This is a genomic window from Salipiger marinus (genome assembly GCF_035481585.1).
Lineage (GTDB): Bacteria > Pseudomonadota > Alphaproteobacteria > Rhodobacterales > Rhodobacteraceae > Salipiger > Salipiger marinus.
Window position 1 is genome coordinate 41567 of sequence record NZ_JAYKSL010000007.1, and the last position, 17602, is coordinate 59168.

Below are 17602 nucleotides of genomic sequence, written 5' to 3' on the forward strand. Positions count from 1 at the left end.
CCCGCACCTGAGGTCATTCTGAAGTTAAAGAAGCGCGCGGCAACACCATAAATTTATCTGCCGCAACACGCTAAAACCGCGCTCTGACCAGTCTGATCCGCTGCGCACCCGCACGCGGCATCTCGGGCTGAGCAGCAGGCGCGAGCTTGCATCGTCATACCCTTTGCGCCACCGTCTGAGGATAGCGCGCTTTTTTTTCATGAAGCGCCTCCACAAACCGCGTGCAAGGGCCACATTTTGGACATAACTACAGACAGTCTGTTTCTGTCCCACCCTGACCCGATGTGGGTTTACGACGTGGAAACGTTTCAGTTTCTTTCCGTAAACAATGCAGCGATCGTGAAATACGGCTACTCTCTCGAAGAGTTTCTCGGAATGACGATCAAGGACATCCGGCCACCCGAAGATTGCGCGGCGCTGGAGGAAAACGTCAAGGCCGTCTCCGAAGGGCGGGATGAGGCGGGGGTCTGGCGACACAGTCTGAAATCCGGCGAAATCATCCATGTCGACATCATCGGCCACACCGTGCTGCATCATGGACGGCCTGCCGAGCTGATTTCCGCGCGCGACGTCACCCGCCATGTGCATGCCGAGCAGAGAATGCGCGAGGCGCTGGCGCGAGAGCAGTCGGCCCGCCGGGCCAGCGACGCGCTCGCCAGACAGTTTCAGATCATGTTCGACAACATCCCGGGCATGTTTCTTGTGTTCTCTCCGGAAAACTTCGATGTGATCGCCGTAAGCGACGCCTATCTGGCCGCAATGCACATCAAACGTGCTGATGCGGTCGGGCAAAATCTGTTCACGATCCTGCCGCCTCAGCCAAATGATACGCATCACTCCGATCTGCAGGCGTCTTTTGCGCGGGTCATGGCCACTGGAAATCCGGATCTTTCGGAAATTCAGAAGTTCATGCTGCCTGACCAGAATGAACGGCTTTGGGTTTTGAAGAGCACACCGGTTGAGGGGCCTGACCAAAGGCAGCTCTTTCTCATTCTTCAGATACAGGATGTAACCACGGCGATTGACGGTCAAGATTATGGCGAGAAAGCCTCTGATTTTGAGGCAGCAAAGCTGAACCTCGTTACCTATACCCATGAGCTGAAATCCGACAACCTTCGTCTGGAGGAATTGGCAACCAGACTTCGCACCACACAAAGGCTGCTGTCGACCGGAACATGGGATTACAGCATTGCTCGGGACCACATTCAGTGGTCCGACAGCGTCTATGACATGTACGATACGACGCCGGAAAAATTCGGACATGACTTCGAAGCCTATGCCGCGCTGATACATCCGGAAGACCGCGCAGAGTTGCGGGAAAAATTCGCGGAGTTCATGGCGTCTGAAGTTACTCATCTTTCCTTTGTGCACCGCGTCCTGCATCCAGATGGAAAGATCGCGCATATCGCGGGTGAATCCGAAAAGGTAGAAACCCCGGAGGGCGTCGTGCTTCGTGGAGTCGTTCGCGACGTCACCGAAAGTGTGGGAGCCGAAGCGGCCTTGGCCCAAGCCACCCGCATGCTGGAAATTGCTGGGAATCTGGCGAAGTTCGGGGCGTGGCGTTATGATGTGAAGGCAGATCTTCTTGAATGGTCTCGTGAAACCGCCCGTATTCATGATGAAGCTGACGCGTTTTCACCGTCTGTCTTGGGAGCGATCTCCTATTTTACGCCGGAATATCGTGATCGTATCGCAGAACGTTTCCGAGCCTGCCTCGACCAGGGAGAGGCTTATGACGAAATCTGCGAAATCATAGGCGCAAAAGGGCGCCATGTCTGGATCCGCACCACGGGCGAGGCTGAACGTGACGACGGCGGGCGCATTGTAGCGGTCCAAGGATCGTTTCAGGATGTCTCCGAACTCGTTCATACCCGCAAACGTGCAGAGAAATCAGAGAAGCTACTGGAAATTGCCGGGCAGGCGGTAAAACTCGGGGGATGGCGGATTTCCCTGCCGGATCAGTGCGTTTTCTGGACGGAGGGTGTTGCCGCCATTCTTGAACTTTCCGAGGACACAACACCAACATTCGAAGACTTCATTGGCTATTTCGCCCCGCATGATCGGGAAATGACCTGTGCCGCGTTTGACAGCTGCGCCCATGACGGCATTGCCTTCGATATCGTGCGTGACCTTGTGACAGTGCAAGGAAACCGGATCAAGGTTCGCTGCCTTGGCGAAGCAGTGCGGGACCAGTCCGGTAAGATCATCGCGCTGCAAGGTGCGATTCAGGACATCTCTGAACTGACTGCGGCGCAAAGACAGGTGGCAGAGCTGAGTTCCCGGCTTGCAGAGACTCTCGAAAATATCGGCGATGCCTTTTTCATGCTTGATGAGGAGTGGCGGTTTACCTACCTCAACAGCCGCGCGGAGATTTTTCTGAATAGGTCCCGTCAAGACCTGCTTGGGCAGTGCGTTTTTGATGAAATTCCTGATCTGATTAGACTTGATGCCAAACACCAATATGAGCACGCCTTCGACATTGGCGGCACCGTGCGGTTTGAACAGATCTTCCCGCCGCTAAACCGCACACTTCTTGTTACGGCGCATCCGACGCATAGCGGGCTGGCGGTCTACTTCACCGATATCACCGAAGAGCGACGTCGCAACGAGCAGCTCAGGCTGCTTGATGCCGCGGTTGCCCATATCAACGATATTGTCATCATCACAGGGACAGGCGACCCGGAGACTGGCGGTCAGCCCAAAATCGTCTACGTCAATGACGCGTTCGAGCGGATTACGGAATTCACACGTGAGGAGGCGATTGGCCAGACGCCCCAGATCCTGCATGGACCAAAGACCCAGGCCGCTGAGCTAAGCCGGATCCAGTCTGCGCTTGATACCTTTAGTCCTGTCCGAACGGAGCTTATCAACTACACCAAATCGGGCCGCGAATATTGGGCCGATATCGACATAATTCCAATCCCCGGCGAAAACGGCGTCTTCACTCATTTTGTCGCCATTGAGCGTGACGTCACCGAACGTCATCTGGCCGAAGAGGCGCTGCGGCTTTCCGAAGCACGGTTCCGCATGATTTCTCAGGCCAAGGGAAACGCGGTCTGGGAATGGAATCTGTCAGATGGCCATCAATGGTGGAGCCACGGCATGACCGAATTGTTTGGCCATCAGGTTTTGCCAGACGGCGCCCTGCTGGATGTCTGGGATGCCCACGTTCACCCGGAGGACAAGGCGCGCGTCACGCATTCTTTCGACCAGCTCATTTCGGGTCAATGTAATGAGATGCGGGATCGGTACCGTTTTCGCCGCGCGGACGGCAGCTGGGCGACGGTCGAAGACCGCGCCTTTGCAATCCGGAACGAAGACGGTCGGGCTGTCCGGATCCTCGGAAATATTTCTGATATTTCCGAACGGCTTGCGATGGAAGACCGCTTCCGGCAGTCGCAGAAGCTGGAGGCGGTCGGCCAGCTGACCGGGGGTATCGCCCATGACTTCAACAACCTATTGACCATCATCATGGGCAATACGGAGCTTCTGCTTGAGAAGCTCGAAGATGACAGCCCGCTGCGCCAATATGCTGACATGAGCGCAATGGCAGTTGACCGCGCGGTGGAATTGACCAGCCGCCTTCTGGCGTTTTCCCGGAAACAGGCGCTTCAGCCGAAGGTGTCCGATGTGAATGTCGTCATCGCGGGGCTGGAGGCGATGCTGCGCCGCACGCTTGGCGAAGACGTGGATATTCGGCTGATCCGCTCTGCGGATTTGTGGCAGACCGAGGTTGATCCGGCCCAGCTGGAAGGGGCGCTGCTGAACCTCGCCGTCAATGCCCGCTACGCGATGCCTGATGGCGGCTCTCTGCTGATCGAGACGAGCAATGTCTGTCTGGATGAGGGCGACCCGATGCCGGACTCCGATCTGAACCCGGGCGACTATGTTGCAATTTCTGTGAGTGATAATGGCTGCGGCATTGGCAAGGATGATCTTGATCGGGTTTTTGAACCCTTTTTCACCACCAAACCTGTGGGACAGGGCACCGGGCTTGGGCTGAGCATGGTCTATGGCTTTGTCAAGCAGACGGGGGGCCATGTCCGCATCTATTCCGAGCCCGGCGAAGGCACCACGATCAGGATGTATTTCCCGATCTATTCCGGCAGCCGGGTGCACACGGCCCCTCGGGTCGCGCCGTTGCCGACAGATCATGGCGATGAAACCATTCTGATCGTCGAGGATGACGATCTGATCCGACAGCAATTGTCGGTGCAGCTGTCGGATATGGGGTATGACGTTGTCGTGGCAACGGCAGGGGCTGCCGCGATGACGGTATTGCAGGAACGGCCCGATATTGATCTGCTGCTGACGGATGTTGTCCTGCCGGGCGGCATGAATGGGCGTCAGGTCGCGGATGCGGCGCAGCAGGTCAGGCCGGGGCTGCGGACTCTTTACACCTCCGGCTATCCGGAAAACGCGCTTGTCCATCATGGTCGGCTCGACCGGGGCGTGGAGCTGCTGAACAAGCCTTATCGGCGGTCGGATCTGTCCTCGAAAGTCCGCAAGGTGCTGGATGCCTGACGTGGTCCGCCCTCATGCCTCTGACGTCCCTTTCTGCCGCCAACCTTCAGGGAGTGCGCTATGACCGCAGGCACTGAAATCCTTGTCGTCGAGGATGACGATTTTGTCCGCAGCTATATGGCGGAACTGCTGAGATCTGCCGGATATGGGATCACGCTGGCGGCAACCGGACAGGAGGCGATTTCCCGCCTCGAAGGCGGCGTCACGCCCCAGCTACTTGTCACGGATATCTGTCTGGCGGGGGGCATGGGGGGGATTGCGCTGGCAGAGACATCTCGCACGATCAGGCCGGATCTGAAGGTGCTGTATGTGTCGGGCTATACCGGGGATATCGACCTTCAGGGCCTTGGCGACGATACCGCTTTTCTGGCCAAGCCGTTCAGAAGGAAAGCCTGTCTTGATCTGGTGCAGAGCCTGCTGTCGGAATGACTGCGGGATATGGGATCAGCCCGGCGCCCGTGTCCTGCCCAAAAGCCTTGATCCGGATGTCGCCGCTTCCACCCGGTTGGAGGCGCGCAGGATGCGGAAGACCGCCGAGAGATGGAATTTGACCGTGCCCTCGCTCAGATCAAGCGCCCGCGCGATCGCCTTGTTGGACATGCCATTGACCAGCATTTCCAGAACCTCGCGCTGGCGCGAGGTCAGATCATCCAGAGCCCCCATCGGCTCTGACGGCTGCGTCTCCGGTTCCGGGGGCGCAAACATCTCGTTTTCCGTAATCGGCAGGTCGGGCAGGAAGCTGGGAAGATAGACGGCACCGTCGCAGATGGCCTGCAATGCGCGCGCAAGCTCCGAAACGCCAAGCCCCTTGCTGATATAGCCATGCAGCCCGATGCTGAGCGCCATCAGGATATCGCTGCGCGCCTTTGATCCGGAAACGACCGCAACCCGCACCTCGGGGAAACAGTCCCGCACGGTGCGCAAATTCTGCCAGTTGTTCATGCCCGGCATATTCAGGTCGAACAGGGCAATCTCGACATCGCTGCGATTGGACAGCGCATCCACGGCACCGTCAAAGGTTTCGGTTTCGATGACATCCGAAAAGCCCAGCCGGGCTGTCAGAAGGCTGCTGAGCGCGAGACGGAAAAACTCGTCATCGTCCGAAATCAGCGCAGCTTTCCTCAACCCCACATTCTTGACTTCCATGTTTGAGCCCACACTTTTTTGGCCAACAGAACCTGCCCATGTCGGACGCTGCGTGCCGCGGGTGCCTATTTTTTGGCTATCAGATGTAGCCCGGCAGGCAAATTGTTGCCAATCCCCGCAACGGCCTGTGTGTCCTTCTGAACACAGGTGCGGGATCTGTGCCCGGATCCGCACGGACACTGCGCCGTCGACACTGGGCGCGAAGTCCTGTTTGCTGCGGGCCGGGGCGCGGCCAGACCGCCCTCTGTCTTGCCGCGAAGGAACCGCCCATGCCGCCCATGCCCACCGAACCCGAAATCCTCGACTTTATCGGGCAGGTCGCGCGGTTCTACCCCGATGATGCGGTCGCGGCACCCGTGACGCAGCAGCGGATCTGGTATGACGCGCTCTGCCGCGCCTTTGACCGGCCTTTGCCCGAAGGGCTGGACTGGCAAGACGGGACCGAGGCGGGCGTGCCCGTCCGGCGCTATCAGCCCGCGCAGATCCGGCATGAGGCCACGGTGCTTTACCTGCATGGCGGCGGCTTCGTCGTGGGATCGCGCGACAGCCACCACGCGATCTGCGGCGAGATTGCCGCAGCGCTTGGCGTGGCGCTGATCGCGGTGGACTACCGGCTGGCGCCGGAGCATCGCTGGCCCGCCGCCTCGCAGGATGGTGCCGCCGTTCTGGGCGCGCTGCTGCGGACGGGGCGGCAGGTCGTGCTGGCGGGGGACAGCGCGGGCGGACAGCTGGCGGCGGGGCTGGCGCTGCAGCAGGATCCGGGGCGGCTGCGCGGTCTGGCGCTGGTCTATCCCGCGCTGGGGGGCGATCCGCACGGCGGCTCCTACAGCCAGATGGCGGAGGCGCCGGGGCTGAGCACGCAGGACGTGCTTTATTACCGCGACATCCTGCAGGCCCCGCCCGAGGATCCGGTGGCGCATCCGCTGCGGGCCAAGGATCTGTCCGGTCTGCCGCCCACATTTGTCTCGGCGGCGCGGTTCGATCCGCTGCGCGACGATGCGGCGGCCTTTGCGGCCCGGCTGATCGCGGCGGATGTCGCCTGCAGTTACCGCTGCGAGCCGCAGATGGTGCATGGCTGGCTGCGCGCCCGGCATATGAGCCCCGGCGCGAAGGCGGGCTTTGCCGCGCTGCTGCACGGGCTGCGCGGCCTGCTGGGCTGAACCCGTCAGCGCGCGCCGTTCCGGCGCCGCAGGGCCGAAGGCGCTTCGCCAAAGCGGCTGCGGAAGGCGCGGCTAAGCGCGGATTGCGCGGCAAAGCCGCAGCGCAGCGCCACCTCTGACAGGGGTGTGCGGCAGTCGACAACCAGCCGCCGCGCCGCCTGCAGCCGCAGTTCCAGCGCGTAATCCTTGGGGCTCATGCCGATTTCCCGCGCAAACAGCACCTGCAGGCGGCGCAGGGACAGGCCCACGGCGCGGGCGGTGGCGCTGACCGGCTCCGGCATGTCCAGACGGTCTTCCATCCGGGCGATGGCGGCAGCCACGCGCGGATCGCCGCCGCTGGGGGCGCCTGCGGCGATGGCAAGGCGCTGGCTTTCGCTGGCGGGGCGGCGGCTGAGGATGAAGGTGCCCGCCACCTCCATCGCAAGCGCGGGACCGTGGCGCGCCTCGATCAGCGCCAGCATCAGATCCTGCGCCGGGCCCGCCCCCCCGGCAGAGGCCAGCCTGCCATCGATCACGTAGCGGTCGGCGACCAGATCGACCTCGGGATGACGGGCGGCAAAATCCTCCAGATCCTCCCAGTGGGTGGTGGCGCGGCGGCCCTGCATCAGCCCCGCCGCCGCCAGAAGCCAGCTGCCGCTGTCCACCGCCACCAGCAGCCGTGCCCCCCGCGCCGCCCGGCGCAGTTCCGGCAGGATGCGCCCCCGCGCCATGTCGCGCGCGCCATAGCCCGCCAGCACGATCAGCACCTCGGGCGGGGGGCCGGACAGCGGGTCGGCGCCAGCTGCCAGCGCCGCATCGACCGGCAGGCGCACGCCGCAGGTCAGCGGCACCGGCTGGCCGTCTTCGGACAGGATGCGCCAGCGATAGGCCTGCTGCCCCAGATGCCGGTTCGCCACCCGCATCGGATCCACCACCGATCCCAGCGTCAGCAGCGCGGCATTCGGCATGACCAGCAGCCCGACCTCCAGCGGGGCAGCGGACATGGGGGGCAGGGCGGCGTGGTTTGTCATGTATGCAGCGTATTCCGTCAAGCAAAGGCTGGCAAGCCACGTATCCTTCCGCGCTGAAGCCACCGAAACCCAAGGGAGATCCCGATGCCGCTTGCCCCGAACCGGGAGGTATTCATCACCTGTGCCGTCACAGGGTCCGGTGCGACGCAGGACCGCAGCCCGCATGTGCCCCGCTCGCCCGAGCAGATCGCGACCGCCGCGATCGAGGCGGCGCAGGCCGGGGCCGCCATCGTGCATTGCCATGTGCGCGACCCCGAAAGCGGTCGCCCCTCCCGCGATCCCGCGCTTTATCGCGAGGTGACGGAGCGCATCCGCGACAGCGCCACCGATGTGGTGCTGAACCTGACCGCAGGCATGGGCGGCGATCTGGTGCTGGGCGGCACCGAGACGCCGCTGCCGCTGCGGGCCGAAGGCACCGACATGGTCGGCGCCACCGAACGCATGGTGCATGTGGCCGACTGCCTGCCGGAGATCTGCACGCTGGACTGCGGCACGATGAACTTTGCCGAAGCCGATTACGTGATGACCAACACGCCCGGAATGCTGCGGGCGATGGGGGCGATGATGACCCGGCTGGGCGTCAAGCCAGAGATCGAGGCATTTGACACCGGGCATCTGTGGTTCGCGCGCCAGCTTGTCGAGGAAGGCACGCTGGACGCGCCCGCGCTGGTGCAGCTGTGCATGGGGGTGCCGTGGGGGGCGCCCAATGACCTGAACACCTTTCTGGCCATGGTGAACAACGTGCCCGCCGACTGGCACTGGTCGGCCTTTTCGCTGGGGCGCAACCAGATGGATTACGTGGCGGCGGCGGTGCTGGCGGGCGGCAATGTCCGGGTGGGTCTGGAAGACAACCTGTGGCTGGCGCGCGGCCAGATGGCCACCAATGCCCAGCTGGTAGAACGGGCGGTGACCCTGATCGAAACGATGGGCGGCCATGTGGTGGGCCCGGCAGAGGTGCGCGCCCGGCTGGGCCTGACCAAACGCGCCCCTGCAGCAAGGTCCGCGGCATGACCGCGCCGCAGACCCGGAGCCCGCGCAAGGCCGCCATCATCGGCGGCGGCGTGATCGGCGGCGGCTGGGCCGCGCGCTTCCTGCTGAACGGCTGGGATGTGGCGGTCTTTGACCCCGATCCGCAGGCCGAACGCCGGGTGGGCGAGGTCATCGCCAATGCCCGCGCCGCCCTGCCTGCGCTCTCTGATACCGGCCTGCCGCCCGAAGGCAGGCTCAGCTTCGCCACCACCCTCGCCGAGGCGGTGACCGGGGCCGACTATGTGCAGGAAAGCGTGTCGGAACGGCTCGACCTGAAACACCGGGTTCTGGCCGAGATTCAGGCGGCCAGCGACGCGCCCATCGGCTCCTCCACCTCTGGCTTCAAACCGTCGGAACTGCAGCAGGGCGCGCGCGCCCCGGGGCGGATCTTTGTCGCGCATCCGTTCAACCCGGTCTATCTGCTGCCGCTGGTGGAACTGGTGCCCTCTGCCGCGACGCCGCCCGAAGAGGTGGCGCAGGTGCAGGCGCTGCTGCGGGACATCGGCATGTTCCCCCTGCTGGTCCGCAAGGAGATCGACGCCCATATCGGCGACCGTCTGCTGGAGGCGCTGTGGCGCGAGGCGCTGTGGCTGGTCCATGACGGCATCGCCACCACCGAAGAGATCGATGACGTGATCCGGTTCAGCTTCGGGCTCCGCTGGGCGCAGATGGGCCTGTTCGAAACCTATCGTATCGCCGGGGGCGAGGCCGGGATGCGGCATTTCATGGCGCAGTTCGGCCCGGCGCTGGCCTGGCCCTGGTCGAAGCTGACCGACACCCCGCCCTTCACCGAGGCGCTGGTGGACCGCATCGCCAGCCAGTCCGACGCGCAGTCGGGGCATCATTCGATCCGCGATCTGGAACGCATCCGCGATGACAACCTCGTGGCGTTCCTGCGCGCGCTGAAGGATCGCGACTGGGGCGCGGGGCAGATCCTGAACGCGCATGACCGGCTTCTGGCCGAAAGGGATGTGCAGGATGCGACACAACATGTCGCAAATGAGACAGAACTGGTGGTTCTTCCCAGCTGGATCGATTACAACGGCCACATGACGGAAAGCCGCTATCTTTTTGCCGGCTCGCAGACCGTGGACCAGTTTCTGGCCAGCATTGGCGCCGGGCTGGACTATGTGCGCGACGGGCACAGCTATTACACCGCCGAAACCCATCTGCGCCATCTGGCAGAGGCGCGGGCGGGCGACCGGATCACCGGGCGGGTGCAGGTGCTGGGCCATGACGACAAGCGGCTGCATCTGTGGATCTCGCTGGTCCGCCCCGGCCCGGACGGCGAGACAGAGATCGCGACGCTGGAACAGATGCTGCTGCATGTGGACATGGCGGCGGGCCGGACCTGTCCCGCCGGGGCGCCGGTGCTGGCGCAGCTGGCAGCCCGCGCCGCCTCCGATGCCGCCCGGCCCCGGCCAGCGGCGGCGGGGCGACATGTGGGGGCAGGGCGCCCGCTGCCGCAGCCCGAGGGCGCCGCATGAAGACAGTGACGGAGTTTCCGCATCCGGTTGAGGACATCCCGCATCTGTGGATCCCGCTGCCCGACGGCACGCGGCTGGCCGCCCGGCTCTGGCGGCCAGAGGGTGCGGGGCCCGAGGCGCCGGTGCCCGCGATCCTTGAATATCTGCCCTATCGGCGCCGCGACGGCACGGCGGTGCGCGACCAGCTGACCCATCCCTATCTGGCGGGCCATGGCTATGCCTGCCTGCGGGTGGACATGCGCGGCAATGGCGACAGCGACGGGCTGATGACCGATGAATACACCCCGCAGGAACAGGCCGACGCGGTCGCGGTGATCGACTGGATCACTCGGCAGCCTTGGTGCAGCGGCGCCGTCGGCATGATGGGGATCAGCTGGGGCGGCTTCAACGCGCTGCAGGTGGCAGCGCTCGCCCCGCCCGCGCTGAAGGCCATCATCACGCTCTGCTCCACCGTCGACCGCTATGCGGATGACATCCATTACAAGGGCGGCTGCATGCTGGGGGAAAACCTTGGCTGGGCGGGAACGATGTGGTCCTTCTCCTCGCGCCCGCCCGATCCCGCGATCCGCGACGACTGGCGCGAGGTCTGGCTGCAGCGGCTGGAACAGGAGCCCTTCCTTGCCCTGCCATGGATGCAGCACCAGCGCCGCGACGCCTACTGGAAACACGGCTCGGTCTGCGAGGATTTCAGCGCCATCCGCGCCGCCGTGCTGGCAGTGGGCGGCTGGGGCGACAGCTACAAGAACGCGGTGCCGCAGCTGGTCGCCAATATCGACGCGCCGGTGCGCGGCATCGTCGGGCCGTGGATTCACAAATACCCGCATTTCGCCGCCCCCGAGCCGCGCATCGGCTTCCTGCAGGAGGCGCTGCGCTGGTGGGACCGGCATCTCAAGGGGCAGGATGCCGATGGTGCGGACGACCCCGCCTATGCCGCCTATCTGATCCATGGCGACCGTCCGGCGACATGGTATCGCCACCGCCCGGGGCACTGGATCACCGCCCCGGACTGGCCCGCGCCGGATCTGCGCCATGACACTCTGGCGCTTGGCCTGACCCCGCAGGGCCATGGCACGCTGACCCTTGGGCAAGACGCCCCCGAGGCCTTCGCCTGCCAGCTCAGCAGCCCCGAGGATTGCGGGCTCGACAGCGGTGAATTCTGCGCGATCTTCCTTGGCCCCGAAATGCCCGGCGACCAGCGCCGGGATGACGCGCTGTCGGCCTGTTTCGACACCGGACCGCTGCCGCAGACCGACATTTTCGGCGCCCCGGTGCTGCGGCTGCGGCTGAAAAGCGACCGCCCCGTCGCGCATGTGGCGGTGCGGCTCAACCATCTGCACCCCGATGGCGCCTCGACCCGGATCAGCTGGGGCGTGCTGAACCTCTGCCACCGCAACGGGCATGAGGCGCCCGAACCGCTGTTGCCCGGCGAGGAGGTGGAGGTGACGGTGCCGCTGGACCATATCGCGTGGCGCCTGCCCGAGGGGCACCGGCTGCGGGTCGCGGTGTCCAGCAGCTATTTCCCGATGATCTGGCCCTCGCCGGAACGGGTGACGCTGGTGCTGACCGGCGGCGAGCTTGACCTGCCATGCCACCCCGGCGGCGGCAGCGAAGACCAGATCACCTTCCCGGAGGCCGAAGCCGCAGAACCCCTCGCGCTCGAGGTGCTGCGCCCCGAGGCGCATGTGCGCAGCACCGCCATCGACCGGCAGAGCGGGCTGGTCACGCTGGTGATCGAGGATGATTTTGGCGAGGCGCGCGACCCGGGGCATGGCCTGATCTCCGGATCGGTGCTGCGCGAACGCTGGCAGATCCATCCCGACGATCCGGGTTCTGCCCGCGCCGAAACGCACTGGACGCAGGTGGTGGCGCGCGACGGGCTGCGGCTGCGGACCGAGGCGCACACCGCGCTCTGGTCCGATGCCGGGCATTTTTACCTCAGCGGCCGTCTGGAAGCGTGGGAGAATGACCGCCTGATCCATGCCCGCGATGTCAGCCACAGCGTGCCGAGGGACCATCTGTGACAAAAACCGCGGCGCTGGCCATCATCGGAGAAGGATCCGCCCTCCGGCAAGGACGCGGGCTCAAGCAGGAGATTGATTACGTCTGAAGACAATGCCTAACTGACCGCAATCAACAAGGTGTCCGGCCCATGAGCTGGTGCACCAAATATAACGGGGAAGCCGAAAATGAACAAAGAACTGAATTACCTCCTGTCGCGCACCGTGCAGGGCAGCCTCAGCCGCCGTCACTTTCTGGGCCGGGCGGCAGCGCTTGGCCTGACCTCCGCCGCCGCCAGCACCCTGTTGGCCACCGGCGTGCGCGCGCAGGGCCCGCAAAAGGGCGGCACGCTGAAGATCGGGATGCAGGGCGGCGGCTCCACCGACAGCCTTGATCCGGCGCTGGCCGCCAATCAGGTGACCTTCCAGCTGCTGCGGATGTTCGGCGAGCCGCTGGTGGAGCTTCACCCCTCCGGCGAAGGGCTGGAGATGCGTCTGGCCGAGGCGGTGGACAGCACCCCCGATGCCAAGGTCTGGACCTTCCGCATCCGCAAGGGCGTGACCTTCCATGACGGCACGCCGCTGACCCCGGAGGATGTGCTGGCCACGCTGCGCCGCCATTCCGACGAAAGCTCGCAGTCCGGCGCGCTTGGCGTGATGACCGGCATCGAGGAGATGGCGGTGGATGGCGACAATGTCGTGGTCTCGCTGGCCACGCCCAATGCCGACCTGCCTTATCTGATGGCCGACTATCACCTGCTGATCCAGCCCAAGGGCGGCACCGAAGCCCCGGCGGCAGGGGTCGGCACCGGCGCCTATCGCGTCGTGAACTTCGAGCCGGGCGTGCGCGCCGTGTTCGAGAAGTTCCCCGATTACTGGGACGAAAGCCAAGGCCATTTCGATTCCGTCGAGATCCTCGTGGTCAACGACAACACCGCGCGCACCTCGGCGCTGCAGTCGGGGCAGGTGCATCTTATCAACCGCATCGACCCCAAGGTGGCAGGCCTGATGGGCCGCGCGCCCAATGTCCAGATCACCAACGTGTCGGGCCGCGGGCATTACGTGTTCATCATGCACTGCAACACCGCGCCCTTTGACAATGCCGATCTGCGCATGGCGCTGAAACTGGCGGTGGACCGGCAGGATCTGGTGGACAAGATCCTGATGGGCTACGGCTCTGTCGGCAACGATTTCCCGATCAACGCGGCCTATCCCTTCTTCGATGACAGCATTCCGCAGCGGGAATACGACCCCGAACAGGCGGCCTTCCATTACAAGAAGTCGGGTCATGACGGCTCTCCCATCGTGATGAGCTGCTCTGACGTGGCCTTTGCCGGCGCCATGGACGCGGCGGCGCTGTTCCAGCAGTCGGCGCAGGCGGCGGGCATCCCGCTGCAGATCCAGCGCGAACCGGGCGATGGCTACTGGTCGGATGTCTGGAACGCCAAGCCGTTCTGCGCCTCTTACTGGGGCGGACGTCCGGTACAGGACCAGATGTATTCCACCGCCTATTCCTCGACCGCGGACTGGAACGACACCCGCTTCGAGAATGCCGAATTCGACAGCCTGCTGGTCGAGGCGCGCGGCGAGCTGGACGAAACCCGCCGCCGCGAGATGTATTCGCGCATGGCCTATCTGGTGCGGGACGAAGGCGGGCTGATCCTGCCGATGTTCAACGACTTCATCTCGGCCAATGCCAGCGAACTGCAGGGCTGGATCGACGATCCGAACCAGGACCTGATGAACGGCTACGCGCCGCACAAGTGCTGGTTCGCCTGAGGCTGACCGGGTGCAGAACGGGTTTCTTCTGAAACTGGTGGTCCAGCGCATCGCGTTGGGCTGCCTGTTGTTGCTCGCGGCATCGGGGCTGATCTTTGTCGGCACCCAGATGCTGCCCGGCGACGTGGCGCAATCGATCCTGGGGCAGTCGGCGACGCCCCAGGCACTGGCCAACCTGCGGGCAGAGCTGGGGCTGGATCAGCCTCCGCTTACCCGCTATCTCGACTGGCTCGGAAACGCCCTGCAGGGCGATCTGGGCCACGCGCTCAGCAACGGGCAGGACATCGCGCGTTCCATCGCGGGCCGTCTGGGCAACACGCTGTTTCTGGCGGGAACTGCGGCGGCGATCGCCGTGCCGCTGGCGCTGGCCCTCGGCCTGCTGGCCGTGCGCTTTCAGGGGCGCTGGCCGGACCGGCTGATTTCCGGGGTGACGCTGGCCACCATTTCCGTGCCGGAATTCCTGCTGGGGTATCTCGCCATGTTCGCGCTGGCGGTGCAGTTCCGGGTGTTTCCCTCGGTCTCCTCCATCCATGACGGCATGAGCCTTGGCCAGCAGTTTCAGGCCATCGCCCTGCCGGTGCTGGTCATGGTGCTGGTGGTGCTGGGCCACATGATGCGGATGACGCGGGCCGCCATCCTCAACGTCATGCAATCCGCCTATATCGAGACGGCAGAGCTGAAGGGCCTGCGGCGTTTCACCATCATCGCGCGGCACGCGCTGCCGAATGCGGTGGCGCCCATCGTCAACGTCATCATGCTGAACCTCGCCTATCTCGTGGTGGGGGTCGTGGTGGTCGAGGTGGTGTTCGTCTATCCCGGCATGGGGCAGTATCTGGTCGATCACGTGGCCAAGCGCGATGTGCCGGTGGTGCAGGCCTGCGGGCTGATCTTTGCCGCCGTCTATATCGGGCTCAACATGATTGCCGATCTGGTGGCGATCCTTGCCAATCCGCGACTGAGGCACCCAAGATGAGCCGCATTCCTCTTTCGGCCCTGATCGGGCTTGTCATCACCGGAGCCTTTTTCGGCGCGGCGCTGCTGGCGCCGTGGATCGCCCCCTATGGCATGGCCGAGGTGGCGGGCGGCGTCTGGGATCCGTCCTCGCCCGAACACTGGCTGGGCACCGACAGCATCGGGCGCGATCTGCTGTCGCGCATGATCTGGGGCGGGCGCATCACGATCTTCGTGGCGCTGGCGGCAACGCTGGTGGCCTTTGCCACCGGGGTCTTCCTTGGCTTTCTGGCGGCGGTCTCGGGGGGCTGGGTGGATCAGGCGCTGTCGCGTCTGGTCGACCTGCTGATGTCGATCCCGGCGCTGATCATGGCGCTGGTCATCCTGTCGGTGATGCCGGTGACCCTGCCGGTGCTGATCGCGGTCATGGGCCTGATCGAGGCGACGCGGGTCTTCCGCCTGTCGCGGGCCGTCGCCGCCGATATCGAGGTCATGGATTACGTCGAGGCGGCGCGCCTGCGCGGCGAGGGCATGGTCTGGGTGATCTTCCGCGAAATCCTGCCCAACGCCCTGTCGCCACTGGTGGCGGAGGCGGGGCTGCGGTTCATCTTCATGGTGCTCTTCATCTCCACGCTCTCGTTCCTCGGGCTTGGCGTGCAGCCGCCGCTGGCGGACTGGGGCGGCATCGTGCGCGAAAACAAGGACGGCATCGTTTATGGCGTGCCCGCCGCGCTGTTTCCCGCCGTGGCGGTCGCGGCGCTGGCCATCTCGGTCAATCTGGTCGCCGACTGGATCCTGACCCGAACCTCCAGCCTGAAGGGGGGCCGCGGATGAGCGCGCTTCTGGAAATCGACGATCTGCGGATCGAGGCCACCTCCTACCCGCCCGGGGAAAAGCCGCGCGACGTGACCATCGTCGACGGCGTGTCGCTGCGGCTGGAACGGGGCCGGGTGATGGGGCTGATCGGGGAATCCGGCGCGGGCAAGTCTACCATCGGCCTGTCGGCCATGGCCTACGGGCGCGGCGGCGTGCGGATCACCGGCGGGGCGGTGCGCCTCAACGGCACCGACATCCTGTCCGGCGGCGCGCGCGGGCTGCGGCGGCTGCGCGGCAAGGCGGTGACCTATGTGGCGCAGTCGGCGGCGGCGGCCTTCAACCCCGCGCGGCGGCTGATGGAGCAGGTGATCGAGACGACGCTGGCGCAGGGCATATCCCGCAGCGAGGCCGAGGCGCGCGCCGTCACGCTGTTCGCCCGGCTGGGCCTGCCCGATCCCGACACCATCGGCAGCCGTTATCCGCATCAGGTGTCCGGCGGACAGCTGCAGCGGGTGATGACCGCCATGGCGCTGTGCCCCGGGCCGGAACTGGTGATCTTCGACGAACCCACCACCGCGCTCGACGTCACCACCCAGATCGAGGTTCTGGCCGCCATCAAGGAGGCGATCCGCGATACCGGGGTCGCGGCGCTTTACATCACCCATGATCTTGCGGTGGTGGCGCAGGTGGCCGATGACATCATGGTGCTGCGCCATGGCAAGATGGTGGAATGCGGCGCCACGGCGCAGATCATCGGCGCCCCGCGCGAAGACTACACCCGCGCGCTGGTTTCCGTCCGGCAGGTGACCCATCCCGAAAAATCCGCAGCGGCGGATCCGCTGCTGCGGATCGAGGCGGTGACCGCGCGCTATCGCGGGCTTGCCCTCGACGTGCTGAAGGACATCACGCTGGATCTGGCGCCCGGGCGCACGCTGGCCGTGGTGGGGGAAAGCGGCTCTGGCAAATCCACGCTGGCGCGGGTGATCACCGGGCTGCTGCCGCCCGCCGCAGGCCGCGTCCGCTTTGACGGGCGCGACCTGTCACCCGCTCTGTCGGGGCGCAGCAAGAATGACCTGCGCGAATTGCAGATGATCTACCAGATGGCCGACACCGCGATGAACCCGCGCCAGACCGTCGCCACCATCATCGGGCGCCCGCTGGAATTCTATTTCGGCCTGCGCGGCGCCGAACGGGACCGCCGTGTGGCGGAGCTGCTGGACGAGATCGAGCTGGGCAAGGGCTTTTCGGACCGCTACCCGGCGGAGCTGTCGGGCGGGCAGAAACAGCGCGTCTGCATCGCCCGGGCGCTGGCCGCCCGGCCCCGGCTGATCATCTGCGACGAGGTCACCTCGGCGCTGGATCCGCTGGTGGCGGACGGCATCCTGCGGCTGTTGCAGCGGCTGCAGCAGGAAGAGGGTGTGGCCTATCTGTTCATCACCCATGACATCGCCACCGTCCGCGCCATCGCCGACGAGATCGCGGTGATGCATCGCGGCAGGGTGGTGCGGCAGGGCCCCAAGGCGCAGGTGCTGTCGCCGCCCTTCGATGACTATACCGAGCTTCTGCTCGCCTCGGTGCCCGAGATGCGCGAGGGCTGGCTGGAAGAGGTCATCGCCACCCGCAAGGCGGCCACGCCAGAGGGCACGCGCCCCTGACAGGGCCCCCGGCGGCGCGCCGGGGGCTCCAATGCCCTAAGACCTGCT

The 17602-nt window shown here is 65.0% G+C and carries 12 protein-coding genes; 10 read left to right on the forward strand and 2 right to left on the reverse strand.

What is annotated here, in order from left to right; all coding sequences use genetic code 11:
* Window positions 1-237 precede the first annotated feature (237 nt).
* A complete protein-coding gene (locus tag VK682_RS11000; RefSeq protein WP_324781815.1) occupies window positions 238-4524 on the forward strand; it encodes a hybrid sensor histidine kinase/response regulator in 4287 nt (1428 codons plus the stop codon).
* 60 nt (window positions 4525-4584) lie between these two features.
* Window positions 4585-4953: a response regulator gene (locus tag VK682_RS11005; RefSeq protein ID WP_089849483.1), complete on the forward strand. Its 369-nt coding sequence runs from the start codon at window positions 4585-4587 to the stop codon at window positions 4951-4953.
* 15 nt (window positions 4954-4968) lie between these two features.
* Here VK682_RS11005 and VK682_RS11010 read toward each other — a convergent pair whose 3' ends face one another.
* Window positions 4969-5670, reverse strand: coding sequence for a LuxR C-terminal-related transcriptional regulator (locus VK682_RS11010; RefSeq protein ID WP_089849485.1), 702 nt, complete (start codon window positions 5668-5670; stop codon window positions 4969-4971).
* A 269-nt stretch (window positions 5671-5939) separates the two neighbouring features.
* Between VK682_RS11010 and VK682_RS11015 the strand changes: the two genes are divergently transcribed.
* Window positions 5940-6830 (forward strand): alpha/beta hydrolase, encoded by an 891-nt coding sequence (locus VK682_RS11015; RefSeq protein ID WP_324781816.1) that lies wholly within the window; start codon window positions 5940-5942, stop codon window positions 6828-6830.
* 5 nt (window positions 6831-6835) lie between these two features.
* Here VK682_RS11015 and VK682_RS11020 read toward each other — a convergent pair whose 3' ends face one another.
* Window positions 6836-7840: a GlxA family transcriptional regulator gene (locus tag VK682_RS11020; protein ID WP_324781817.1), complete on the reverse strand. Its 1005-nt coding sequence runs from the start codon at window positions 7838-7840 to the stop codon at window positions 6836-6838.
* A gap of 84 nt (window positions 7841-7924) precedes the next feature.
* Between VK682_RS11020 and bcoG the strand changes: the two genes are divergently transcribed.
* From bcoG to VK682_RS11055, 7 genes are all read left to right on the forward strand, one after another.
* Window positions 7925-8851: a 3-dehydrocarnitine:acetyl-CoA trimethylamine transferase BcoG gene (bcoG, locus tag VK682_RS11025; RefSeq protein ID WP_089849489.1), complete on the forward strand. Its 927-nt coding sequence runs from the start codon at window positions 7925-7927 to the stop codon at window positions 8849-8851.
* Window positions 8848-10356 carry a carnitine 3-dehydrogenase gene (locus VK682_RS11030; protein ID WP_324781818.1) on the forward strand — a complete coding sequence of 503 codons (1509 nt, stop codon included), beginning with the start codon at window positions 8848-8850 and terminating at the stop codon, window positions 10354-10356. Before bcoG ends, VK682_RS11030 begins: the two co-directional genes overlap by 4 nt.
* Complete coding sequence (locus VK682_RS11035; RefSeq protein WP_324781819.1) at window positions 10353-12377, forward strand: CocE/NonD family hydrolase; 2025 nt, start codon at window positions 10353-10355, stop codon at window positions 12375-12377. The genes VK682_RS11030 and VK682_RS11035 overlap by 4 nt, the downstream gene beginning before the upstream one ends.
* 165 nt (window positions 12378-12542) lie before the next feature.
* Window positions 12543-14132 carry an ABC transporter substrate-binding protein gene (locus tag VK682_RS11040; RefSeq protein ID WP_324781820.1) on the forward strand — a complete coding sequence of 530 codons (1590 nt, stop codon included), beginning with the start codon at window positions 12543-12545 and terminating at the stop codon, window positions 14130-14132.
* A gap of 10 nt (window positions 14133-14142) precedes the next feature.
* Entirely contained in the window at window positions 14143-15105 is a 963-nt protein-coding gene (locus VK682_RS11045; protein ID WP_324781821.1) for an ABC transporter permease, read from the forward strand.
* A complete protein-coding gene (locus VK682_RS11050; RefSeq protein ID WP_324781822.1) occupies window positions 15102-15917 on the forward strand; it encodes an ABC transporter permease in 816 nt (271 codons plus the stop codon). The genes VK682_RS11045 and VK682_RS11050 overlap by 4 nt, the downstream gene beginning before the upstream one ends.
* On the forward strand, window positions 15914-17554 hold the full coding sequence (locus VK682_RS11055; RefSeq protein ID WP_324781823.1) for an ABC transporter ATP-binding protein: 1641 nt from the start codon (window positions 15914-15916) through the stop codon (window positions 17552-17554). Before VK682_RS11050 ends, VK682_RS11055 begins: the two co-directional genes overlap by 4 nt.
* The last annotated feature ends 48 nt before the right edge of the window (window positions 17555-17602 follow it).

Excerpts from the sequence above, each read along its gene's own strand:
- bcoG (WP_089849489.1), top strand. The coding sequence starts at position 7,925 with ATGCCGCTTGCCCCGAACCGGGAGGTATTCATCACCTGTGCCGTCACA.
- VK682_RS11040 (WP_324781820.1), top strand. The coding sequence starts at position 12,543 with ATGAACAAAGAACTGAATTACCTCCTGTCGCGCACCGTGCAGGGCAGC.
- VK682_RS11005 (WP_089849483.1), top strand. The coding sequence starts at position 4,585 with ATGACCGCAGGCACTGAAATCCTTGTCGTCGAGGATGACGATTTTGTC.
- VK682_RS11035 (WP_324781819.1), top strand. The coding sequence starts at position 10,353 with ATGAAGACAGTGACGGAGTTTCCGCATCCGGTTGAGGACATCCCGCAT.
- VK682_RS11015 (WP_324781816.1), top strand. The coding sequence starts at position 5,940 with ATGCCGCCCATGCCCACCGAACCCGAAATCCTCGACTTTATCGGGCAG.
- VK682_RS11055 (WP_324781823.1), top strand. The coding sequence starts at position 15,914 with ATGAGCGCGCTTCTGGAAATCGACGATCTGCGGATCGAGGCCACCTCC.
- VK682_RS11010 (WP_089849485.1), bottom strand. The coding sequence starts at position 5,670 with ATGGAAGTCAAGAATGTGGGGTTGAGGAAAGCTGCGCTGATTTCGGAC.
- VK682_RS11050 (WP_324781822.1), top strand. The coding sequence starts at position 15,102 with ATGAGCCGCATTCCTCTTTCGGCCCTGATCGGGCTTGTCATCACCGGA.
- VK682_RS11020 (WP_324781817.1), bottom strand. The coding sequence starts at position 7,840 with ATGACAAACCACGCCGCCCTGCCCCCCATGTCCGCTGCCCCGCTGGAG.
- VK682_RS11030 (WP_324781818.1), top strand. The coding sequence starts at position 8,848 with ATGACCGCGCCGCAGACCCGGAGCCCGCGCAAGGCCGCCATCATCGGC.